Below are 24,501 nucleotides of genomic sequence, written 5' to 3'. Positions count from 1 at the left end.
GGCTGCAACTTTGATGTTATAAGCCTAATTAGGCTAAACTAACAACCAAATGACTATTTTTCAAAAGGATTTTACTGTGTTAAAAGATTTCTGGCGGCTATATCAGATAATTAAAGTATTTTTAACGTACGGGCTCGATGAACTGATTCCTGATGTAAAAGGTAAAAAAAGATTACGCCTAGTTAGGTATTGTTTTTTTTGGATTAAAAATAAGCATAGGAATAAAGCCCTTGGTGAAAGGATTCGCTTTGCCATGCAAGACTTAGGGCCTGTATGGATTAAATTTGGGCAGATGCTTTCAACACGTCGTGATCTTTTTCCTCCTCATGTAGCTAACCAACTCGCTTTACTGCAAAGTCAAGTTACTCCTTTTGATGGCAAACTAGCAAAAAATGAAATAGAAATAGCTCTTGGGGAGAAGATAGAAATCTACTTTGACGATTTTGAAATTACTCCCTTAGCCTCAGCTTCCATTGCGCAAGTACACTGTGCAACGCTAAAAGAAAATGGTAAAGAAGTTGTTATCAAAGTGATAAGACCTGATATCAAGCCCATCATTGAGGCAGATCTTCGCCTTATGTATCGATTAGCTAAAATAGCAAGACGGTTTATAAAAGAAGCGGCTCGTTTGAAACCCGTCGAGGTAGTTAAAGAGTATGAGGAAGATTTAATTAATGAGCTAAATCTAATGCGTGAAGCTGCTAATGCAATACAAATCAAACGTAATTTTACCCCGAGTGACATGCTTTATGTGCCTGAAATTTATACTGACTACTGCAGAGAAAACTTACTCGTTTTAGAAAAAATTTCAGGTGTTCCTGTTGCACTGACAGAGGAGTTAATTGCCAACAACGTCAATATGAAACTTTTGGCTGAAAGAGGAGTGCAGGTTTTCTTTACCCAGGTATTTAGAGACAGTTTTTTTCACGCAGATATGCATCCTGGCAATATTTTTGTTGATATTAGTCAGCCCAATTCACCCAGTTATATTGCGATAGATTTTGGTATTGTCGGTTCCTTGAATAAAAATGATAAAAGATATTTGGCGGAAAATTTCATCGCGTTTTTTAATAGAGATTATCGTAAGGTTGCAGAACTTCATGTGGATTCTGGTTGGGTACCTAATTATATTGATATCGATGAATTTGAATTCAGTATCCGTACGGTTTGTGAGCCTATCTTTGAAAAACCCTTATCTGAAATTTCTTTTGGGCATGTGTTATTGAATTTATTTAATACAGCAAGACGTTTTGAGATGCAAGTTCAACCCCAATTAGTACTTCTGCAAAAAACATTGCTCTATATTGAAGGATTAGGAAGACAGCTATATCCTGAATTAGATCTATGGAAAACAGCGAAACCATTTTTAGAAGATTGGATGAAAGAACAAGTAGGAATTAAAGGATTGATTAAATCAGTGAAGGAGAAAGGGCCTTTTTGGATAGAAACTTTACCTGAACTTCCTGAATTAATTTATTATAGCTTAAAGCAACAACAACATATAAAGTCCTCGTTATTAACAATAAGCGACCAAATTGCTAAACAAAAAGAAAAAAAATCTAACCAACAATTTTGGCTAGTTTTAGCCTCAGTTTTTTCGTTGGCAACGGTCGCTTTTTTAATTACCCATAGAGAACTATATGCATTAATTACAGGACTATTCTCTCTTTTGACCTGGTTTAATGCTTGGCGTCGTTAAAGTGGTATTTTGGGGATCCTAAATGAATATTCAACAGCTAAGGTATATTGTAGAAATGGTTAATAATAATCTGTCAGTCACATCGACCGCAGAAACTTTATTTACCTCTCAACCAGGTGTCAGTAAGCAAATTAAGCTATTAGAAGAGGAGCTCGGTTTTGCTATTTTTGAGAGAACATTCAAAAATAAAACTGAAATAACTCAAGAAGGAAAACTGGTCATTAAGCATGCCGCTGAAGCGTTAAGTGCTATTGAAGCGATAAAAAATATTTCAAGGGAAGTAAAATCCCCTGATAAAGGTGATTTGCGGATAGCTACGACCCAAACGCAGGCTCGCTATGCTTTACCTAATGTTATACAATCATTTGTTAAGAAATATCCCGATGTATCATTGCATATGCATCAAGGTGCACCTAATCAAATTGCCGAAGCCGTAGTAAAAGGACATGCTGATTTTGCGATTGCAACAGAAGCACTTCATCATTATGAAGACTTAATTATGTTACCTTGTTATTTATGGTATCGTGGTGTCGTTGTTACAGAAGGGCACCCTTTAACTAAACTTGATAAAGTTACAATTCATGATCTAGCTCAATATCCTATCATCACCTATACATTTGGATTTACGGGCCGAAGTGAATTAGATATGGCTTTTGAACGTGCCGGGAAAGTTCCAAATATAGTCTTAACAGCAACAGATGCTGATGTAATTAAAACTTATGTAGAATTAGGTCTGGGTGTTGGCGTTATTGCATCGATGTCTCTTGATCCTCAAAAAGACAAACATCTAATAGCACTAGATGCAAAAGAAATTTTTAAACCGAGCATGACAAAAATTGGATTTAGAAAAAACATACATATGCGAGGCTATATGTATGATTTTATAGAGAGATTTTCACCACACTTAACAAAACAAAAAGTTGAGGAAGCGCTGATTCTCAAAGATAACGATAAAATTGACAAACTCTTCAGAGATATATCTCTTCCTGAAAGATAAATAAAAAGCGCAAAATTGCGCTTTTTATTAGATTGAACTTATTAGCTATAGGGCATTTTTGAGTAATTCTGCTTTATCGGTTTTTTCCCAAGGGAATTGTTCACGACCAAAATGACCATAGCTTGCTGTTTCAAGATAGATAGGTTTAATTAAATCTAGCATTTTTATTAAGCCATAAGGTCTTAAATCAAAATGTTCTCTTACCAGCTGAATAAGCAAATCTTCAGATATTTTATTTGTTCCAAAAGTCTCTACCATTATAGATGTTGGCTCAGCCACGCCAATAGCATAAGATATTTGAATCTCACAGCGATCAGCTAGTCCCGCGGCAACGATATTTTTAGCGACATATCTTGCTGCATACGCAGCTGATCTATCTACTTTTGAAGGATCTTTACCTGAAAATGCACCACCACCATGCCTAGCTGCTCCACCATAAGTATCTACAATAATTTTACGACCTGTTAAACCACAATCTCCTACAGGACCACCAATCACAAAACGGCCTGTTGGATTAATAAAATATTTCGTTTCTGGTGTTATCCAATGTGCTGGAAGAATTGGCTTGATGATTGTTTCCATAACGGCTTCTTGCAGATCTTTATGAGTAATGGATTCATCATGCTGTGTCGAAAGGACTACCGCATCAATTCCAACGATTTTACTGTCAACGTACTGAAAAGTAATCTGGCTTTTAGCATCAGGTCTTAACCAATTGAGTTCTCCAGATTTTCTTAATTTAGCTTGTTGCTCAACTAAACGATGAGCATAGGTAATAGGAGCAGGCATTAGAACATCGGTTTCATTCGTTGCATAGCCAAACATAAGACCTTGATCTCCAGCACCTTGTTCTTCTGGGTTTTCTCTATCAACACCTTGATTTATATCAGGCGATTGTTTACCAATCGCGCTTAATACAGAACATGAATGAGCATCAAAACCCATATCTGAGCTGTTATAACCAATATTAGCCACTGTTTTGCGAGTAATATCTTCAATATCAACCCAAGCATCAGTAGTTATTTCACCACCAACAAGGACCATACCAGTTTTCACATAAGTCTCACATGCAACTCTTGCTTTAGGATCCTGGCTTAATATGGCATCTAGGACAGCATCAGAGATTTGATCTGCAATTTTGTCAGGATGTCCTTCAGAGACAGATTCAGAGGTAAATAAATGTTTTGACATAGTCGAATTCCATGTTAATTGATTAAGGAAAAAATAATAAATGTGATAAGAAGTATAGCCGTTTTTACATCTAGACGTCCAGAATTATTTATCAAAAAACAAATTTTAACAATATAAAATGATCATAATTCAATTTAAGTGGCAAACAAGCTTATAAAATAAAATTATAAAGACAGGAGAGGGAATAAAAATAGGAGTTAACAGTAACCAATAGCGACTATATCTCTAGTTTTTTTTGATTTTGATACTGTTTTATAGATTGACCATTCCGACCGTATACAGGAGTTCCAGATTCAGCTTCAAGTATAGATATGGCTTCACTTGCATAATTAATATGATGTTGAAGTAAAAAACCATTATTCATATTTTGCTTAGCTATTTTGTCCGATAAATTTAAGATAGTTTCCCATAATACTGAAATTGCGTAATTATTCATATCAGTATAAGGCTCTACCAAATTATTAGACTCAGAAAGTTCTATTCTGCGCTTGTTCAGGCTAGCAATAGATGCCAACAACATCTCTTTTTGTTGAGTTACACCTTGCAACAATGACCCGTCCAATTTACCTTGGCTTAAAAAATATTGCTCTTTTTCAAGGACAGGTTCCAAATTTTTGATGTAAAAATACATGTCATCTAAAATTTTGTGTAGCTTCAGTGCTGGCATAGTTTATTCTCGATAAAAAGTGAATAGGCAATATCTAGTTGTAGCATATTAACTTATGTTAGCAAATTCACAAATTAATTAAACGGCATCAGAAAAGAAAAATTTTACAAAAAGCAGCAAAATTGAGAATGATCAAGAAACTCAAACTATTGTGATGTTAGAGTTTCTCTACAAAACTAAAAGTTAGAACTGATCTCAGCAATCAATTTGTCAGCAATTTTGGATGCATCCATAGTCAACTCGCCATTTTTTATGGCAAGTTTAATTTGTTCAACTTTCTCAATATTAATATCGTTTTCACTAGATTTAATATTGAGGGCGCTATTAGAAATAGTCACTTCAGCAGCGCCTTCTTTTTTTGCTAAAGGTGTCGCTATTTTCTTTAATTCTTTATCTATATCTGATGGAGCATTTGTTCTAACGGATAAAGTAGAAGATGTGTTTGTAGTAATTTTTGTTGCTATGCTATCAAGCGGTTGCAGGGCCATAAGAAGACTCCTTTAAAACTAATAATTAATGAAATGGTTTGGTTTAAACATCTAAACGGCAAAAGTTTTTAAAACTTTAATTTTTTTTGCTTAAAGTGAGACATGGCCTGGAGATTCTACAATACCTTCAATGATGGTCTTGTTTTCTAATCGAATTCTTACTTTATCGCCCTTGTATGCGTTGTTTATCGCCTTACCTGTATTATGGGCATTAAAGCCATTGCCTGACATTTTTACAGTCACTGTGTCACCTGCTCTGATGGCCCAGGCACGCTTTAACATCGGAAACGTAATAACAGTATCTTTAGGTATCATTCTTAGTGCTTGTGCATCATATAATAAATCGACATCAGTGATAGGTGCGACTGAGAGATCAGTTATTTCTTTATTAAGGATTGCAGTATTGTTCGCATGCAGAAGATCGCCACGCTTTATATCCTCAACTGCAATAGCTACATTTGCAAAGGCTATAATGTTAATTGGTAAAAGAAATTTTTTATTATCACAAGATATTTTGAGTGATGTTTTCCCCCACGTTTTCCTTTTATTAGGAAGATCAAATAAAGGAAATGGGCAATCAAGTGGAATTTTATCTAATGCAAGTATTTCAAGTTCTGTAGAAAATTCAGGGTTAATTTCCTGTATATAAAACTCAGCCCTTGAAATGAAGTCATCTGAAGGCTCTGATTGTAAGGGAAAAGTAAAAAAAACGATACTAACAGCAAATAATGCCTTAAAGCTCAAATTCATGATCACTTAGCCTAGGTGGAATTAAACCTACCAAATTAAAAAAGGTTACAGGGCTAATATTACAATAAAAGTGAAATAATTTCAGCTAAAACATAGCGTATGAGTGCAATATTTTGTCAATTAGAGCAATTACCTAAAATTAATGCATAGTTTTAAATTGATGCAATTTTTACATATATATTTTTTTGTTACATTTTACTCATTTATTGACATTTACAAATTAAAATTTACTTGCATTATTAAAATTTAATTATTTTAATGGGTTACGATTTGCGAGTGAGTGAGAAATGCGACGTAAGTCAGGAAATTAGAAAGAAAGATAAAGAAGTGTAAAAATATATTTTGTTAATTTGCTATTTAGACCTTATACTTGTAAAGTAGATGATGAAGATTAGTTATTAATGAAATGGTTTGTAATATTATTTGATTTCAGGCTGGTTACTTGATAGGTGAATAGAAGACACCGAAAGTCTAATGTTTTATTATTACAGTAAATTAGTAAAGTTAAAGGAAAAACTATTGCTATGTTAAATAAATTAAATGCTTCATTAAATGTCCATGAGCAAGCGCTTCATGTAAGAGGTCTCAGGCAAGAAATTATTGCTTCCAATATTGCAAATGCCGATACTCCAGCCTATAGGGCCAGAGATATAGATTTTAAAGCTACTCTTGACAAGGCCATGGTAAATAAGCCAATACGATCTTCTTCACTTTCATTATCCCAAACATCAGCAGCCCATATTCCTGGTAAGGCACTGTTTCCTTCCGATGTAGGTATAGACTTACTCTACAGGCAACCTATTCAGCCTTCTGCCGATGGAAATACTGTTGATATGGATAGAGAAAGAATTAATTTCGCTGAAAATAGTTTTAAGTATCAAGCCAGTTTAACCTTCCTAAGCAACAGAATAAAAAGTCTTCAGTCAGTCATTCAAAATCAATAGGTGAATCATGTCTCTATTAAGCATTATGGATATTTCAGGTTCTGCGATGATGGCCCAGTCTCAAAGATTAAACGTAGCAGCTAGCAATATGGCAAATGCCGACAGCGTTGTAGGGCCAAATGGAGAGCCATACAGAGCAAAGCAAATTGTTTTCGAGGTTGCCAAGTTCGAAAATTCACCTATAGGTGGAGTGAAAACTCAAAAAGTGATTGAAGATCCTTCTCCTTTTAAACTCGTTTATGAACCAGGCAGCCCCTTTGCGGATGCTAACGGATACATAAAAAAACCAAATGTAGATCCGGTAGCCGAGATGGTCAACACGATTGCAGCTTCTCGCAGTTATCAAGCGAACATCGAAGTTTTGAACACTACAAAATCATTAATGTTAAGAACTTTATCTTTAGGACAATAACTCGATATTGACTAACTTTATACTTACGTTGGTTAAATAAACATATATAAGGAAATCATATGGCGATACCACCGGTAACTTCATTTTACGACCCAGCGGCAACTGCTCTTAACAATAATAAAAAAGACTTGAGTGGTGAAAGTGCTGCAAGTTTAGAAAATCGGTTTCTAACACTTTTGATTGCTCAATTACAAAATCAAGACCCGACCAATCCTATGGATAATGCTCAACTTACGACACAACTAGCACAAATCCAAACGGTAGCGGGTGTTGAAAAACTTAACGAAACCACTAGCGGATTAACACAGCAAATTCAAGATGGTAAATCATTAAGTGCGGTTAATTTGATAGGTCGAACCGTTTTGGTGCCCGGCAACAAATTAATTGTTGGAATGGATGCGGAGGAAAATACACTTTCTACCCCAATAGGCTTTGAACTTGCAAGCCCAGCTGAAAAGGTGACTATAACAATTAAAAATGCCTCAGGTGCTGTCGTTGCGAATGTTGAGTTAGAAAATGTTCCCTCTGGAATTAATTCTTTCGTTTGGGATGGCAAATTAGAAGATGGTTCCTTTGCTCCTACGGGTGCTTATAGCTTTGATCTTGCAGCAACAAGTGGTGACAGCAAAATTGCGTCAAACAGTCTCTTTTCCTCTACTGTGTTTGGTGTCATCAGAGGTGGAAATCAAGTCATGCTAGATTTAGGCCTGCTCGGCGAAGTGAGCTATGACGATGTGCGACAAGTTTTGTAAGTGGTAAATAATAAAATTAAATAATTAGACTAATAGTATAGTTGCTTACCATCAAGTGAATTGTAATCAATTACGACAGCTAAATTATGATATAGAGAGTGCAAAAAATTATAACCCAATATTTACTGGCATGCCTACATAATAAGGATTAGGGCAATTAACTTTAAAGTAGTGCTAAGTGCTTAAAAATTAAGTTATAGAACCAAGGAATTGTATCTAAATATAGATACTAAAGGTGAAAGTAAATTTTAATTATCAATTCAGGAGTGAATTATGTCATTTTCTCAAGCATTAAGTGGTTTAAAAGCAGCATCAAAAAATTTGAGCGTTATAGGTAATAACATTGCTAATAGTGCAACATACGGCTTTAAAACGGGTACCATGGCTTTTGCTGATATGTTTGCAGGTTCAAAAGTGGGTGTTGGTGTTAGAATCTCAAATGTGGTACAAAACTTTAATGATGGTCCAACAATAACTACTGATAGAGGCCTGGATGTTGCAATCAGCGGCAATGGTTTTTTTAGATTAGAAGCTGAAAATGGCACCATCTTTTATGCAAGAAATGGGCAATTCTTATTACAACCTGATAGAACTATAACCAGTATGGAAGGATTTAAATTAACAGGCTATCCAGTAGATAATGGCGTAATTCAGCAAGGTGCTAATCCTGTTCCCATAACTATACCCGAAGGAATCCTAGGAGCGAAGCAAACTACGCAGGGTTTTATGCAAGTTAACTTATCAAGTACAAGTCCTGTGATTACAGCTCCTTTTGAACCATCAAAACCGGATACATATTCATGGGTAACCTCTACAACTGTCTTTGATAGTTTGGGGAATGCACATAATATGAACCTTTATTTTGTTAAAACAGCCGATAATAGTTGGGAAATGTATTATCAAGATGGTAGTGTGGCTAATTCCCCTGTGGTTCCAGATCCTACACCAACAGTTCCACCAGCACCTCCAGCGGCAGGTATTCCAATTACCTTCGATACAAATGGTAATATCACAAGTATTAACGGTTCTACGCCCCCAGATTTCACCTTTGATATCACGACTGAACCTTTAAATGGTGCCCCGTCATTTACGTTTAGTTTAGATTTTGCAAAAAGTACCCAGCAAAACCTTTCTGCAAACTCAGTTTCGAATAATTTCCAAGATGGTTATGCGCCAGGTGAGTTTGTAGGATTTCAAATTAATGATGATGGGACAATAGAAGGACTTTACTCTAACCAGCAGCGTCAGTTACTGGGCCAAATTATTCTTGCGAGTTTTGCAAACCCTGAAGGATTGCAGCCAGAAGGGAATAATGTGTGGAGTGAAACAAGAAGCTCAGGGCAATCAAGAGTGGGAATTGCTAATACAGGTAGTCTAGGATTGTTAGTTAGTGGTGCACTAGAATCATCAAATGTTGACCAAGGACAGGAACTTGTAAATATGATTGTTGCTCAGCGTAATTATCAAGCGAATGCACAGACAATCAAAACGCAAGATCAGATCCTAGGTACACTAGTTAACTTAAGATAGTAATGTACTGCATTAAAAAGGCTAACTTAGCACATTAATAGAGCGAATAAAGAATGGATAGAGCGATTTATACCGCCATGAGCGGAGCATCTCAAACAATAGAAATGCAGTCAATCACTGCGCAAAACTTAGCTAATGTCTCTACACCTGGTTTTAAAGCTCAATTAGCAGCATTAAGGCATGTACCAGTGATTGGCGAAACACTGCCTACCCGTTCTGTTGTTGCTGCAAGTACTACTGGGTTCGATGCTACGGCCGGCACATTTAACTATACGGGCAATCCGCTTGATGTCGCTCTAGAAGATAATGGCTATTTGGCGATACAAACCCCATATGGTGAGGCGTATACACGTAACGGAAGAATCACTGTTGATGCGAATAATCAATTAAGAATCAATAATAATTTAGTTATTGGTGAAGGTGGCCCTATTGAAGTCCCCCCTAGCGCTAAACTTTCTATTGGCGCTGATGGAACTATTTCTTCATTGGATGCTGGTGGAACGCCAAATACTATTGGTCCTATAGGTACACTGAAAAAAGTACAAGCAACCAGTGAACAACTTGCTCGCGGTGATGATGGCTATTTTAGACCAAGACCTGGCGTTGGCGATGTACTACCAAACGATCCAAATGTCAGGGTTTATTCGGGGGTTATTGAGTCAAGTAATGTTAATGCAACAGATGCTATGGTCGATATGATAAATCACCAAAGAAGATTCGAGCTACAAATGAAGGTTATATCAAGTGTCAACGAAAATGAGCAGCGTGCTAATCAATTGATGAACTTTAATGTTTAACTTATATCAACAATTAGCTCAATAGACCTTTAACAAAAATCAATTGAGAACAATATAACAGAGGTATTGCATTATGATGAAGTCACTTTGGATTGCAAAGACAGGATTAAATGCACAACAAATGAATATGGACGTTATAGCAAATAACTTAGCCAACGTCAGTACAAATGGTTTTAAACGACAAAGAGCAGTTTTTGAAGATTTACTTTACCAAACCATTCGTCAACCTGGCGCTCAATCTACCGAGCAAAATACCATCCCGTCAGGATTACAAATCGGTACAGGGACAAGACCTGTTGCAACGGAAAGGATCCATATTCAAGGGAATTTATCATTAACAGAAAATTCTAAGGATGTAGCAATAAGTGGTAAAGGTTTTTTTACCGTACAAATGCCAGATGGCACAAATGCCTACACTCGGGATGGCGCGTTTCAGAAAGATGGTCAAACAGGCCAGCTTGTAACAGCCAGTGGTTTTCCTATCCAACCTGCTATAAATATCCCTGATGATGCTATCAGCATCACAATAGGTCGTGATGGAACAGTATCTGTATCATTAGCAGGGCAAACTGAATCACAACAAGTAGGACAAATTACTTTGACTACATTTGTGAGTGAATCAGGGCTTGAGAGTATTGGTGAAAATTTATATCTTGAGACCACCAGTTCTGGTGCACCAAACGAGTCTGCACCTGGATTGAATGGGGCTGGTGTGCTTTATCAAGGATATGTTGAAACTTCTAATGTTAATGTGGCTGAGGAGCTAGTGACTATGATTCAAACACAACGCGCCTATGAAATTAACAGTAAAGCAGTTTCTACATCAGATCAAATGCTAGCACGTTTGACTCAGCTCTAAAGCCTGATTTAGTATTACACTAATAGTAAGAGATGAAATGAATAAAAAAAGTATACTGACTCATTCTATGATTTTCAGCCTGACACTAGTATTAGTTTCAGGTTGTGCACAGATACCAAGAAAATCCTTAGTTGAGGGGCCGACAACTGCGCAGCCCTTACCCGCTCCCGCTCCATCTCCAAACGGTTCTATTTTTCAATCATCTATGCCAATGAATTATGGTTATCAACCCTTATTTGAAGATGCACGACCAAGAAATATAGGCGATACTCTGACAATTAATTTACAAGAAAATGTCAGCGCGAGCAAAAATTCCTCAGCAAATGCTTCGCGAAATGGATCATCCAGTTTTACAGCCACTACTGCGCCAAGATTATTGGAAGGATTATTTGGTAATGCGAGGGTTGACTTTGATATGGAAGGGGAAAATGATTTTGGCGGTAGGGGAGGGGCTAATGCAAATAACCGATTTAATGGCACCATTACTGTAGTTGTCGATCAAGTACTGCCGAATGGAAATCTCCATGTAGTCGGTGAGAAGCAAATTGCAATTAATCAGGGTACTGAATTTATAAGATTTTCAGGTGTCGTCAATCCGAGAACCATTACTGGAACGAATGCGGTTGCATCGACACAAGTGGCTGATGCGAGAATCGAATACTATGGTGACGGTTATATTAATGAAGCGCAAACCATGGGATGGTTACAGCGTTTCTTCCTAAACGTGTCTCCTTTCTAACTGATGGGAAAATTATGATTAAATCTTTAAAATATACCTTCTTGGTAATATTAGTCTTTTTCAGCCAATTAAGTCATGCTGAAAGAATTCGGGATCTTGTCTCAATAGAGGGCGTTAGGGATAATGCTCTTGTAGGCTATGGTCTGGTTGTTGGTTTAGACGGTACGGGTGACCAAACTTCACAAACACCTTTTACCACTCAAAGTTTGAGTAATATGCTCTCTCAGCTAGGTGTGACAATTCCGCCTGGTACAAATATGCAATTAAAAAATGTTGCCGCGGTCATTGTTACAGCAAATCTACCACCTTTTTCCAGATCTGGGCAAAAAGTAGATGTTGTTGTTTCTTCTTTAGGTAATGCAAAAAGTTTAAGAGGCGGTACTTTGCTGATGACCCCACTTAAAGGTACTGACAATCAAGTATATGCAATAGCACAGGGAAATATATTGATCAGTGGTGCTTCCGCCAGTGGTGGTGGAAGTAGTGTTCAGGTAAATCAGCAATCTGGGGGCATTATAACTAATGGTGCTACCGTAGAAAGAGAATTGCCATCTTCATTTGGGCGCGGAAGTACTTTAAATTTATATTTGCATAACGAAGATTTTTCATTAGCCCAACAAATTAGTAATGCAATAAATCGTAGTGGAAGGGGCGGGAGCGCGACAGCTATCGATTCTCGTACGGTACAAGTTGAGTTACCGCAAGGTACTGCAAATCAATCAAGATTTGTTGCTTCAATTGAAAATTTACAAGTTAATGTCGGCCCAATTAATGCAAAGATAGTTTTAAATTCAAGAACAGGTTCAGTGGCGATGAATAAAGAGGTAATTCTTGATTCATGTGCTATTGCACAAGGAAGTCTAACTATTGAGGTGAATCAACAAGAAAATGTTGTGCAGCCTGATGCACCTTTAGCTGGTGGTCAAGCTATGACAGAAAATAATACAGCAGTTTCAGTAAGGCAAGGTGGTGGAGCATTACAAAAAGTGAACTCAAGTGCGAGTTTAAATAATGTTATCAGTGCTCTTAATTCATTAGGTGCTACACCAAATGATCTTATGGCTATTTTACAAGCTATGAAGAGTGCTGGATGTATGCGCGCTGATTTGGAGATTATTTAATAATGAATAATCAGTTTGATTTACTTTCTGCTTCTTACGATGCTAACGGATTAAATCAATTAAAAACAGCAGTAGCAAAAGATCCTAATGGTCATATCAAAGAAGTAGCTAAACAAGTTGAAGGCGTGTTTCTTAATATGATGCTTAAAAGCATGCGTTCTGCAATTCCAAAAGACAGCTTGTTTAATAGCGATCAAACTGATTTATATTACTCATTATATGACCAACAATTAGCACAAGAACTTTCTAAAAGCGGTGTTGGCTTTGCTAATGAGTTGATAAAAAATATTGAATTATCTCAAAATCCTTCCTCTTTAACCGAAGTTGCTGAAAAATACCCAGCAGGACTCCCCCTTGAAAAGTTAAATAATTTACTGATTAATGAAAATCAGCCTATATTGATACAAGAGCATAAACAAGAAGGTACCATCGCATTTAGAAGTAATTACGATACCATCCGTTATGCGAAAGAGAAAATGGAAAATTACGCTGCTAATATCAGTGAAAAAACAGGTGCTTTTGCAAAGGGAGTTTTTGAAGGAGCAAAAGACTTCGTTAATAAACTGACTGGCCCAGCACAACTTGCGAGTAAAGATACGGGTATTCATCCTAATTTAATTTTAGCACAGGCTGCTCTTGAATCAGGATGGGGAAAAAGTGAAATAAAAACCCATACAGGTGAACCAAGTCATAATCTTTTTGGCATTAAAGCAGGTAAAAGTTGGCAAGGAAAAACCACTGAAATATTAACCACTGAATTTATTGACGGTTCATATCAAAAAGTAAGAGCAAAATTCAGAGTTTACAATAATTATCAACACGCATTATCTGATTATGTTGATTTAATTACTCAAAACCCAAGATATAAGCATGTACTTACTGCCCCAAATGCAGAAAAAGCGGCAATTGAAATACAAAAAGCGGGTTATGCAACGGATCCTAATTATGCAAATAAACTTATTTCGATCCTTGGTCAACTAAAATCCGAGTCTAACAAAGTAGCAAAACAGTATAATCAGATTCAAACGTTAAGATTGTAAAATAATGATAAAGACTGCAGGATAGCTTTTGAAAAGTTAAAGTTTTGTCATCTTGAGTCGATTTAAAAAGTAAATACAAAATAATCTTATTATCATTTGAAGGAGTTAGATATGTCTAATTTACTTGGCATAGGCTTGTCAGGCATCAACGTTTCCCAAATGGGAATTAATACTGTTAGTAATAATATAGCTAATTTAACGACTCCGGGTTATAACAGACAAGTTGTTTCTATTGCTGATCAACGTCCAACAGGCTCAACTTCTGGTTTTATAGGTAATGGTGCAAAGGTACTGTCTGTAGATAGATTGTTTGATCAATTTGTTAATAAGCAACTGAGGACAGCACAGGCACTAAACTCCTCCCAATCAATGGTGTATGACCAATTAAGACAGATTGATAATTTATTAGCTAATAATACGAATAATCTTTCTGATGGACTCCAAGAGTTCTTCAATAATGTTCAAAATATGGTCAGTAATCCTGCTGATTCAGCTGCCCGCCAAACCGTAATAGGTACTGCAGAGAGTTTAGTTGCGCAATTTGGTTTTGTCGATAACTATTTAAGAGAGCTTGATGAAGGCATTAATACATCGATGAAAGATATTGTTGGTCAAGTTAATGTCTATGCTGAGCAAATCGCCAATTTGAATCTTGAAATAACAAAAGCGAGGGGCTTGACGGCAGGTCAAGAGCCTAATCAGTTACTGGATAAAAGAGATCAATTAGTCACTGAACTTAATAAGTTGGTTGGTGTTCAGGTCACCGAACAAAATGGCGCTTACAATGTATCATTTTCTAATGGTTTATCCTTGGTACAAGGAAATCAAGCGGGTAAAATATCAGTTGTCGTATCAAGTGCAGATCCAACGAGAATGGCTGTAGGATATTCCCCAAGTCCAGGGATTAATTTTGAGATTCCAGAAAGCCAAATTCGTTCAGGTGAACTAGGCGGTCTGTATCAATTTAGAGATACACTAGATACAACCCGAAATCAAATCAATCAAATTGCCATGGTGTTTGCTGATCAATTTAATAAGCAGCATATGCAGGGATTTGATTTAAACGGCGAACCGGGTAAAGAAGTTTTTTCATTAGGTTCACCCGTCGCTTTCTCTAATAACAATAATAAAGGGACTGCTTTTATTCAACAAATTTCTAGAGTGGATACCCCGAAAATGCAAGGTACGGATTATCGACTGGATTATATGGGAGCGGGACAATGGCAGGTAACGCGTCTCTCTGATGGTACCGTTATCCCTCCCATGGTTACCGGTACTGTGCCAGTTGTTGTAGAATTTGAAGGTATTCAAATAGAAATTAATAATGAAGCTGACTTGGAAGTTGGTGATAGTTTTAAGTTAAAACCCACCTCTGATGCGATAACTGGTTTAGGTTTACTGATTAAAGATCCTTCTGAACTAGCTGCTGCAAGTGCCCCTGACAGTGGACCTAGTGATAATACTAATGCTAAAGCTTTGCTAGATTTGCAAAATCAAAATCTTGTTGGAGGATCTTCAACATTTAATACAGCTTATGCAAAAGTTGTTGGTGTTATTGGTACGTCAACTAAGGCTGCAGAGATTAACTTCCGTGCCCAAGAAAATATTGTTAATCAACTCACAATGGAGCAGCAAAATCTTTCGGGTGTGAATAAAGATCAAGAGTACGTTGATTTGCAAAAATACGTTCAACATTATCAAGCAAGTGCTGAGGTCATAAAAACTGCCTCTACCATGTTTAATGCGATTTTAAGTATAAGATAATCATTTTAGAAGAAATTCAAGGATAAAATATGATAAGTACTAGTATGATGTATCAACAGCAAACAAACATTATTAATTCTTCAAATCAAAAATGGCTATCAGCGGGTCTAAGCCTATCAACTATGAAAAGGGTTGTTAATCCCTCTGATGACGCTCTTGCAGCATCTCAAGCAGTCAGATTACAACAGTCTTTAGGTTTGAATGCTCAATACTCTACTGCTAGAAGTTTTGCACAATCTAGTATCGCACTTTCTGAAAATGTGATGCAAAACGTTAATACTAACCTGATTGAAATTAAGACCACAATTGTTAATGCAGGTAATGGAACAATGTCTGATGAAGATAGAGAAATTCTTGCAAATAAATTAGAAGGCCTCAAAAGTGAACTGTTAGGTCTTGCGAATACTCGTGATGGTCTTGGAAATTATATTTTTTCTGGATTTAAAACTGATACAGTTCCCTTTGTAGAAGATGCATCAGGTGTAATTGTCTATCAAGGCGGTGATACTCCCATTTCGCAAAAAGTTGAGGCGCAAAGAGAACTCAATGTATCTTTTTTAGGTGATGATATTTTTGTAGGTATGCCTTCAAATCCTATTGAAGAGCCTGATGGGACACCTTCTGGTGTCAATGGTGTATTTGATACATTAGATAAACTTATTGCCGTATTAAAAACTCCGACTACAGCTGGGCAGCCAGCATTTGATGCACTAGGTGACGCGTTAGCAACAGCTAACCGTGGTATTACTAATGCCATTGAAAATATTGGTCGGGTCCAAACGGAGATGGGACTTTCTTTAAGAGAGTTGGATAATTTGGATGATCTAGGTGCTCAGCAAAAACTAGCAGGTCAAGAACGTATATCCGATCTTGTGGATTTAGATGCGGCTAAAGGTATATCTGATTATATGCTGAATTTAAATTCTTTACAGGCCTCTTACCAGACCTTCATGGATATGAAAGGACTTTCTTTATTCTCCTTAGCGAGATAAAAATCAGAATCATTAAAAAAAAAGACCTGCAAAAGCAGGTCTTTTTTTTTAATCTAGGTATACTAAGATAAAAGATATATCATTTAGAATAAGAAAATCATACAATAAGACGATTGTAATTATAGCTAATTATTAAAGATGACTCATAGGTATTTATTATGCATAAACATTTACAAACCAAACTATTTAAAGCATCTGTTCTTGTCGATATTTATGAACAAGAAAAATCTCCTTATTGGATTTATGATTTTGATACTATAAGAGAGCAAATTAAAAAACTAAGGCAGTTTGATGTAATTCGTTTCGCTCAAAAAGCAAATTCCAATATTCATACGTTGAAATTAATGAATGCTGAGAAAGTTTGCGTTGATGCAGTTTCTGAAGGTGAAATTTTAAGGGCTTTAAAAGCGGGTTATAGTAATCTTGCTAAAGCGGACAGTATTGTATTTACAGCAGATGTAATTAACCAGTCTACGCTAGAGTTAGTTATAAAACACCATATCCCTGTAAATACGGGTTCAATTGATATGCTACAGCAGTTAGGAACATTATCTCCAGGTCATCCTGTGTGGTTAAGAATTAACCCAGGGTTTGGCCACGGCCATAGCCAAAAGACAAATACTGGGGGTGAAAATAGTAAACATGGAATTTGGCATGCTGATTTACTACTCGCTTTAGAACTGTTAAAAAAATATAATTTAAAACTATTAGGCTTACATATGCATATTGGGTCGGGCGTTGATTATGAGCATTTAAAATCAGTGTGTGATGCAATGATAGCACAAGCTAGAATTGTTAAGTCTGCTGGTCATGATCTTTTAGCAATATCAGCGGGTGGTGGATTATCAATTCCTTATAAAGAAGGTGATGCCACAATAGATACCGATAATTATTTCAAATTATGGGACACGGCCAGAAAAACAATTGAAACAGAATTAGGGCATAAGGTTACCCTTGAGATTGAACCAGGGCGTTTTTTAGTTGCTCAATCAGGAATTCTTGTGTCTAAGATCCATGCCACTAAATTTATGGGGTGTCATAAATTTGTCCTTGTTGATGCAGGCTTTAATGATTTGATGAGGCCAGCTATGTACGGTAGTTACCATGCAATTTCAATTATAAAAGCTAATAGCCAACAAACAGATTGGTTTGAAGGTAATGCAAATGATCTTATACCTACAGTAGTTGCAGGACCGCTTTGTGAGTCAGGTGATGTTTTTACTCAAAAAGAGGGGGGAGTGGTTGAACAGCGACTTCTACCGACTGCTGATGTAAATGACTACTTAGTTTTTCATGATGCTGGTGCTTACGGTGCTTCTATGTCCTCAAATTATAACTCAAGACCACTTATTGCTGAATACGCAATTGATGGAGGTGAGATTAAACAAATTAGAAGAAAACAAAGTGTTCAAGATTTGTTAGGATTAGAAGAATAAAATTAAAGTAAAAAGAGGTTTCTTTGAGCAAATTAGCTATCGGAATAAGTAGTTGTCTTTTAGGACAAGCAGTTAGATTTGATGGTGGCCATAAGGGATTTCATTTTGCCATGAAATCCCTTGCCGATTTTGTTGATTATATAGACGTATGCCCAGAAATGGGTATTGGCATGCCTTCTCCGAGACCAGCGCTGAGACTCAATCTAATTGATAACCAAATTAGAATGACTTTAAGTCAGGATGAATCAGAAGATTATACTGAAAAAATGAATCAATTTTCTGAAAAAACATTCGAGCAATTTCCACTTTTATCAGGTTATATTGTGTGTGCTAAATCCCCTAGTTGCGGACTAGAGAGAGTAAGAATATATAATCCAGTAGATAAAAGTAATAAAAAAATTGGTACAGGAATTTACACATCAGCTTTGATTAAAAAATTCCCATGGTTACCCATCGAAGAGGATGGAAGGCTAAATGATCCATTGATTCGAGAAAATTTTGTTGGGAGGATATTTGCCCTACATGAATTACAAACAATAATGCAAAATGGATTAACTAAAGCAAAATTTGTACAGTTTCATACTCAGTATAAGTTAATCCTTCTTTCCCATAGTCAATCTGATTATCGTCTACTTGGCAAAAAAATAGCGCAATTAAATACCCATGATGATTTGGCTAAATTTTATGCAGAGTACCGTTTGCAATTAATGGAGACAATGTCAAAGATTGCAAACCGAAGAAATCACACCAATGTACTTATGCATATACAGGGATATTTTAAAAAATTTTTAACTCCTGAGCAAAAAGCAGAATTAAGTGACGTGGTATTAAGATACCATAAAGGGCTATTGCCGCTTTTATCGCCTTTGACACTATTTATTCACTATATGAATATGTTCGATATAACCTATTTAAAATCTCAAAGATATTTTAACCCTTATCCTGAAACATTACGTTTAAGATATGGCTATTGATTTTTGCGTAAAAGCTAATTATTAACGTACTGGAAATTGTAATGAACGATCCTAAATTTATACACCTACATGTCCATAGTGATTATTCTATGCGAGACGGACTGGCTAAAACTAAACCATTAATGAAAGCAATTGCGCAAAAAAACATGCCTGCTGTTGCTTTGACAGATTTTTCTAATCTATGTGGATTAGTTAAATTTTATGGAGATGCGCATGGGCAGGGGATAAAACCTATCATAGGTGTAGATTTACAGCTTTTAGATGGCGCCCTTGGCGCAACCTATTGTAAATTTACATTACTTGCTCAAAATGAGACAGGTTACAAAAATATTACAGCACTGATTTCCAAGGCTTATCAGCAAGGTTATAGGGAAGAGGGGCCTTATATTCAAAGAGAATGGTTAAGAGATTTAAATGAAGGAATTATTATTCTGTCAGGGGCTAATAAAGGGGACGTAGGAATAGCCCTTTTGCGAGAAAATCACGCTTTAGTTGATGAATACACGAATTTTTATCAAACCTATTTCCCAAATCGATACTTTTTAGAATTAATAAGAACACAGCGTGAAGAAGAGAATATTTACATTAACTTAGCTATTGAACTTGCAGAAAAAAAAGATTTGCCTGTTGTTGCAACCAATGATGTTTGCTTTATTGAGGCTGATGAGTTTGACGCTCATGAAATTAGAGTTGCGATACATGATGGATACACATTAGATGATCCTAAACGTCCAAAGAATTATTCAAAAGAGCAGTATTTAAAATCTGAAGATGAGATGTGCGAACTTTTCAAAGATATTCCTGAGGCACTTATCAACTCTGTCGAAATTGCGAAAAGATGTAACGTTGAATTGCGTCTAGGAGAATATTTCTTGCCTAGTTTTCCAACGGGCGCTATGACTGAAAAAGAATATTTAGTTAAAAAAGCTGAGGAAGGTTTAGAAGAAAGACTTGAATTTTTATTCCCTGATGAAGCGATGCGTCTGCAAAAAAGGGGAGAGTATGATGAAAGACTAAAAGTAGAGCTGCAAGTCATCAACCAAATGGGATTTCCTGGCTATTTTTTAATTGTGATGGAATTCATCCAATGGTCAAAAGATAATGGTATTCCCGTAGGACCAGGTAGAGGTTCTGGTGCGGGTTCACTTGTGGCTTATGCGTTAAAAATTACTGATTTAGATCCCTTAGAATATGATTTACTCTTTGAACGTTTCTTAAATCCTGAAAGGGTGTCGATGCCGGATTTTGATATCGATTTTTGTATGGATAAGAGGGATAGAGTCATAGAACATGTTGCTCAAATGTACGGTCAGCAAGCCGTATCCCAAATCATAACATTTGGAACAATGGCCGCTAAAGCAGTTATTCGCGATGTGGGGCGCGTACTTGGCCACCCTTATAGCTTTGTTGATAGAATATCAAAATTGATCCCACCAGATCCTGGCATGACGCTGGCTAAAGCCTTTGAAGTAGAACCGCAATTATCAGTCATGTATGAATCTGATGAAGAAGTCAAATCGCTTATAGATATGGCAAGACAGTTAGAGGGAGTGACTAGAAATGCAGGCAAGCATGCTGGAGGTGTTGTTATAGCGCCAACCCAAATCATTGATTTTTCACCATTATATTGTGATAGCGAAGGAAAACATCCCGTTACTCAATTTGACAAGAATGATGTTGAATACGCAGGTTTGGTTAAATTTGACTTTTTAGGGTTAAGAACTCTAACTATCATTGATTGGGCATTAGAGATGATTAATGCCCGTTTGCTTAGGGAAGATAAACCACTTGTCAATATTGCAAGTATACCATTAACTTGTCCTAAGTCTTTTGCTCTTCTTCAACGTTCTGAAACAACAGCAGTTTTTCAGTTGGAATCTAGAGGGATGAAAGACTTAATTAAGAGACTCCAACCAGACTGTTTTGAAGACATGATTGCTCTGGTCGCATTATTTAGGCCCGGTCCATTACAATCAGGCATGGTAGATAACTTTATAGACCGTAAACATGGTAGAGAAGCAATTTCTTACCCTGATATTAATTGGCAGCATGAAAGTCTTCAACCCGTTCTTGAGCCTACGTATGGGATAATATTATACCAAGAGCAAGTGATGCAAATTGCCCAGGTTCTCTCAGGCTATACGCTTGGCGGAGCGGATATGCTTCGTCGTGCAATGGGTAAGAAAAAACCAGAGGAGATGGCTGAGCAGCGGTCTATTTTTAAAGAAGGCGCTGAAAAAAACAATGTAGATGGTGAGTTAGCCATGCATATTTTTGATTTAGTTGAAAAGTTTGCAGGTTATGGTTTTAATAAATCGCACTCAGCAGCTTATGCTTTAGTCTCGTATCAGACTCTTTGGCTTAAAACGCACTATCCAGCTGAATTTATGGCTGCAGTTATGACGGCTGACATGGATAATACGGATAAAATTGTTGGATTAGTTGATGAATGTTTGAGAATGGGATTAACTGTTTTACCACCGGATATCAACAGTGGTAAGTATGAATTTCATGTCAATGAAAAAGGTGAAATAGTTTATGGTATAGGTGCCATCAAAGGTGTTGGAGAGGGCCCTATAGAAGCTATTTTAGAGGCAAGAAAAAATAGTGGGATTTTTAGAGAAATTTTTGATTTTTGCGTTCGAGTCGATCTAAAAAAAATAGGTAAGCGTGTCATTGAAAAATTGATTATGGCGGGGGCTTTAGATAGATTAGGTCCACATCGGGCTGCACTTATGAATAGTTTAGACAGCGCTATTAAAATGGCAGAACAACATGCAAAGCAAGAATCTGTTGGCCAATTTGATATGTTTGGTGTGCTAGCAGAAGAGCCTGAGCAAGTCGAACAATCCTATGCGATAGTAGCGCCATGGCCAGAGCAGAAAGTATTAGATGGAGAACGAGAAACATTAGGACTTTATTTATCAGGTCATCCAATTACTCAATATTTAAAAGAGCTGTCGCGCTATACTTCGGGTGTAAGTCTTAAGGATGTTCAGCCAACACGTAAAGGCCAAGTTATTACGTTAAGCGGATTAGTCTTATCGGCCTCTGTAAAAATGACCAAAAAAGGCAGTCGTATTGGTTTGATTACCTTAGATGATAGATCGGGTCGATTAGATTTAATGCTTTATACTGAAGCACTAGAAAAGTTCACCCATCTTTTAGAAAAGGACAAAATATTAATTGCAACGGGTGCGGTCATGCATGATGATTTTAATGGTGGCAATAAAATGATTGTAAGAGAACTTATTGATATCGGTCAGGCAAGAGAAAAATATGCTAAAGGTGTTAGTTTATCCTTAAGTGAGAAAAGTTTGAATGAAGCATTTTTACCTAAATTGAAAGCAATTTTAAATGCCCATCAAGGGGGTAATCTTCCGTTGCATATTTATTATCAGACCGAAAAAGCTAGAGCCAGAATTGTTTTAGGCGAACAATGGAAAGTTATGGCTAATGATGATTTATTAAACGATTTAAAAATGTTGCTAGGTAACGAAAGTGTTTTATTGGAATTTGATTAATTATTCATTCTTCATTCTTAAATAATGAGAAAGAAACATACCTATTTAACCATGTAAACAGGTTAAATAGTTGTAAAGTAAATAGGCTTAATAGGGATCCTGTTGTATAATTGGTTACAAATAATAATAAATTATAATATTTGTAGTGCTGAACAAAGTGATTAAAAAGTATTAAAGTTCACATTGATTAGGTCGATATACTTATAGATTTAAAGATTAGATAAAATGTTTCCAATTTGATTTAAAAAAAATCAAAAATTCCAAAGGAGTCCTATATGGCAGGTATAAGTTCACTAGGCGTAGGTTCAGGTCTTGATCTTCAAGGTATTTTAGATCAATTATTGGCGTCAGAACAAACACGCTTAAAGCCCTTAACAGATCAAAAATCAAGTTTAAATAACCAGTTAACTGCATGGGGAGTTGTCAAATCCTCTGTTGCTAAGTTAGATGCAGCTGCACAAAACTTAGCTAAAATCAAAGAGCTAAGCACAACATCAGTTACTAGCTCAAATGAGAACTTTACTGCGAGCGTAAAAGCGGGTGCAAATCCTGGTAGTTATAGCGTTTCAGTCCTTGAATTAGCAAGTGGACAAGTTTCTCAATCTACTCAATCAGCTGGTAAGGATGATGTCTTAATTACCTCCACAGGCGATACAAAAATATCATTTGCTTCTCCTAGCGCAGAAGATGGGACTTTTGAAATAACTCTTGAAGCAGGTGAATATACCTTAGATGACATTCGTAAAAAAATAAATGCTTCAGACGATGTTGTTCGTGCTGAAATTGTTTATGACGGAAGTGGTCAAGGCTACCTTGCATTATCTAGTCGTTCAACAGGTGCTGACTCAGCATTTACTGTGTCTGTATCTGGTGCTTCAAGTCAAAAATTTGATGACATAGTCGCTTCATTAAATACTAATAATGTGAAAGATGCTAGCGATGCTGTTATACAATTTAATGGTGTTAGATTAACTAGTAGTACAAATGCATTTGAGAATGTGGTCGACGGAGTTTCACTTACAGTTAAAAGTCTGAGTGGGACTTCAGAAATTACTGAAAATGGTTTAACGAAAACTGTTTATGATAAAGAAACCTTAACAATCAGCAAGGATTCTAAAGAACTGAAAGCCGCCATAACAGCCTATGTTGATGCGTATAACGAAGTGCAAACAACAATAGCAAACCAAACAAAATTTGTACCAGGCAAGCCCGGTGAAGAACTTTCTGCTTCAAATGGTGATTTGCTAGGAAATACTGCATTAAGAGGTTTGCAAAATCAATTAAGAAATCAAGTGACTAGTGTCCAAGATGGCGTATTTTCCACTCTAAACAGTTTAGGTATTACTTTAAATACATCTGATGTTGCAGGAACGAGTACACTTAAGCTTGAAATTGATTCTAAAAAATTAGATAAGGCGCTTGAAGAGAACAGCCAGGCTGTCATAGATTTCTTTATCGGCGATGGTGAAAAAACTGGGTATGCTACGACAACAAGTCAGCAGCTCTCTTCAATAATGAATAATTCTACGGGTCTGTTCAAAACGCAAGAAGATTCGTTGAATTCATTAGTTAAACGTGTTGAACAGACGATTGAGAATACAACATCAAGTATTGAAGCAAATATTGAATCAACTCGTAGACAATTTGAAGCGTTAGATAGAATGATGGCGCAAATGAATAGCACAAGTGCCTATTTAACGCAGCAGTTGTCAGCTATTTCAAACCAAAATAAATAATCAGTACCACTAGACTTACTTGTGTGGCGTATTGTAAGTAATTTAGTTTACTTAAGATTCGCCAGCAAGTTTTTTTTATGAATGAGGTC

Annotated in this window: 21 protein-coding genes; 17 read left to right on the top strand and 4 right to left on the bottom strand. The window is 36.4% G+C overall.

What is annotated here, in order from left to right; translation table 11 throughout:
• Positions 1–76: 76 nt before the first annotated feature.
• Complete coding sequence (ubiB, locus tag ACFFIT_RS10195) at positions 77–1,699, top strand: ubiquinone biosynthesis regulatory protein kinase UbiB (protein WP_385877554.1); 1,623 nt, start codon at positions 77–79, stop codon at positions 1,697–1,699.
• A 22-nt stretch (positions 1,700–1,721) separates the two neighbouring features.
• Positions 1,722–2,696 carry an HTH-type transcriptional regulator CysB gene (gene cysB / locus ACFFIT_RS10190; protein WP_385877553.1) on the top strand — a complete coding sequence of 325 codons (975 nt, stop codon included), beginning with the start codon at positions 1,722–1,724 and terminating at the stop codon, positions 2,694–2,696.
• A 45-nt stretch (positions 2,697–2,741) separates the two neighbouring features.
• Here the strand turns inward: cysB and metK are convergent, their stop codons facing one another.
• From metK to flgA, 4 genes are all read right to left on the bottom strand, one after another.
• The gene (metK, locus tag ACFFIT_RS10185) at positions 2,742–3,887 is read right to left on the bottom strand and encodes a methionine adenosyltransferase (RefSeq protein WP_385877552.1); all 1,146 of its coding nucleotides are present in this window, start codon (positions 3,885–3,887) and stop codon (positions 2,742–2,744) included.
• Positions 3,888–4,104: 217 nt separating this feature from the next.
• A complete protein-coding gene (locus ACFFIT_RS10180) occupies positions 4,105–4,554 on the bottom strand; it encodes a flagellar protein FlgN (RefSeq protein ID WP_385877551.1) in 450 nt (149 codons plus the stop codon).
• A 176-nt stretch (positions 4,555–4,730) separates the two neighbouring features.
• On the bottom strand, positions 4,731–5,042 hold the full coding sequence (flgM, locus tag ACFFIT_RS10175; protein ID WP_385877550.1) for a flagellar biosynthesis anti-sigma factor FlgM: 312 nt from the start codon (positions 5,040–5,042) through the stop codon (positions 4,731–4,733).
• Between the two features lie 90 nt (positions 5,043–5,132).
• Positions 5,133–5,792 carry a flagellar basal body P-ring formation chaperone FlgA gene (flgA, locus tag ACFFIT_RS10170; RefSeq protein ID WP_385877549.1) on the bottom strand — a complete coding sequence of 220 codons (660 nt, stop codon included), beginning with the start codon at positions 5,790–5,792 and terminating at the stop codon, positions 5,133–5,135.
• A 524-nt stretch (positions 5,793–6,316) separates the two neighbouring features.
• Here flgA and flgB point away from each other — a divergent pair.
• The 15 genes from flgB to fliD all read left to right on the top strand — a co-directional run bounded on the left by flgB (position 6,317) and on the right by fliD (position 24,412).
• On the top strand, positions 6,317–6,736 hold the full coding sequence (gene flgB / locus ACFFIT_RS10165; protein ID WP_385877548.1) for a flagellar basal body rod protein FlgB: 420 nt from the start codon (positions 6,317–6,319) through the stop codon (positions 6,734–6,736).
• A 7-nt stretch (positions 6,737–6,743) separates the two neighbouring features.
• Positions 6,744–7,148 carry a flagellar basal body rod protein FlgC gene (gene flgC / locus ACFFIT_RS10160; RefSeq protein WP_385877547.1) on the top strand — a complete coding sequence of 135 codons (405 nt, stop codon included), beginning with the start codon at positions 6,744–6,746 and terminating at the stop codon, positions 7,146–7,148.
• A gap of 59 nt (positions 7,149–7,207) precedes the next feature.
• On the top strand, positions 7,208–7,900 hold the full coding sequence (locus ACFFIT_RS10155; RefSeq protein ID WP_385877546.1) for a flagellar hook assembly protein FlgD: 693 nt from the start codon (positions 7,208–7,210) through the stop codon (positions 7,898–7,900).
• 273 nt (positions 7,901–8,173) lie between these two features.
• A complete protein-coding gene (gene flgE / locus ACFFIT_RS10150) occupies positions 8,174–9,430 on the top strand; it encodes a flagellar hook protein FlgE (RefSeq protein ID WP_385877545.1) in 1,257 nt (418 codons plus the stop codon).
• Positions 9,431–9,483: 53 nt separating this feature from the next.
• Positions 9,484–10,227, top strand: a complete 744-nt coding sequence (flgF, locus tag ACFFIT_RS10145) for a flagellar basal-body rod protein FlgF (RefSeq protein WP_385877544.1) — start codon at positions 9,484–9,486, stop codon at positions 10,225–10,227.
• Between the two features lie 73 nt (positions 10,228–10,300).
• Entirely contained in the window at positions 10,301–11,086 is a 786-nt protein-coding gene (flgG, locus tag ACFFIT_RS10140) for a flagellar basal-body rod protein FlgG (RefSeq protein ID WP_385877543.1), read from the top strand.
• Positions 11,087–11,123: 37 nt separating this feature from the next.
• Positions 11,124–11,825 carry a flagellar basal body L-ring protein FlgH gene (locus ACFFIT_RS10135; protein WP_385877542.1) on the top strand — a complete coding sequence of 234 codons (702 nt, stop codon included), beginning with the start codon at positions 11,124–11,126 and terminating at the stop codon, positions 11,823–11,825.
• A gap of 14 nt (positions 11,826–11,839) precedes the next feature.
• Positions 11,840–12,946 carry a flagellar basal body P-ring protein FlgI gene (locus ACFFIT_RS10130; RefSeq protein WP_385877541.1) on the top strand — a complete coding sequence of 369 codons (1,107 nt, stop codon included), beginning with the start codon at positions 11,840–11,842 and terminating at the stop codon, positions 12,944–12,946.
• A 2-nt stretch (positions 12,947–12,948) separates the two neighbouring features.
• Entirely contained in the window at positions 12,949–13,986 is a 1,038-nt protein-coding gene (gene flgJ, locus ACFFIT_RS10125; RefSeq protein ID WP_385877540.1) for a flagellar assembly peptidoglycan hydrolase FlgJ, read from the top strand.
• A 111-nt stretch (positions 13,987–14,097) separates the two neighbouring features.
• Complete coding sequence (gene flgK, locus ACFFIT_RS10120) at positions 14,098–15,750, top strand: flagellar hook-associated protein FlgK (protein ID WP_385877539.1); 1,653 nt, start codon at positions 14,098–14,100, stop codon at positions 15,748–15,750.
• 29 nt (positions 15,751–15,779) lie between these two features.
• Positions 15,780–16,742, top strand: a complete 963-nt coding sequence (gene flgL, locus ACFFIT_RS10115) for a flagellar hook-associated protein FlgL (protein ID WP_385877538.1) — start codon at positions 15,780–15,782, stop codon at positions 16,740–16,742.
• A gap of 158 nt (positions 16,743–16,900) precedes the next feature.
• On the top strand, positions 16,901–18,178 hold the full coding sequence (gene lysA / locus ACFFIT_RS10110; protein WP_385877537.1) for a diaminopimelate decarboxylase: 1,278 nt from the start codon (positions 16,901–16,903) through the stop codon (positions 18,176–18,178).
• Between the two features lie 23 nt (positions 18,179–18,201).
• Positions 18,202–19,152, top strand: coding sequence for a YbgA family protein (locus ACFFIT_RS10105; protein WP_385877536.1), 951 nt, complete (start codon positions 18,202–18,204; stop codon positions 19,150–19,152).
• 41 nt (positions 19,153–19,193) lie between these two features.
• Entirely contained in the window at positions 19,194–22,676 is a 3,483-nt protein-coding gene (gene dnaE / locus ACFFIT_RS10100) for a DNA polymerase III subunit alpha (RefSeq protein WP_385877535.1), read from the top strand.
• 275 nt (positions 22,677–22,951) lie between these two features.
• On the top strand, positions 22,952–24,412 hold the full coding sequence (gene fliD / locus ACFFIT_RS10095) for a flagellar filament capping protein FliD (RefSeq protein ID WP_385877534.1): 1,461 nt from the start codon (positions 22,952–22,954) through the stop codon (positions 24,410–24,412).
• The last annotated feature ends 89 nt before the right edge of the window (positions 24,413–24,501 follow it).

Source organism: Thorsellia kenyensis, assembly GCF_042432445.1.
Taxonomy (GTDB): Bacteria; Pseudomonadota; Gammaproteobacteria; order Enterobacterales; family Thorselliaceae; genus Thorsellia; species Thorsellia kenyensis.
This window is presented reverse-complemented; position numbering and strand designations above follow the sequence as displayed.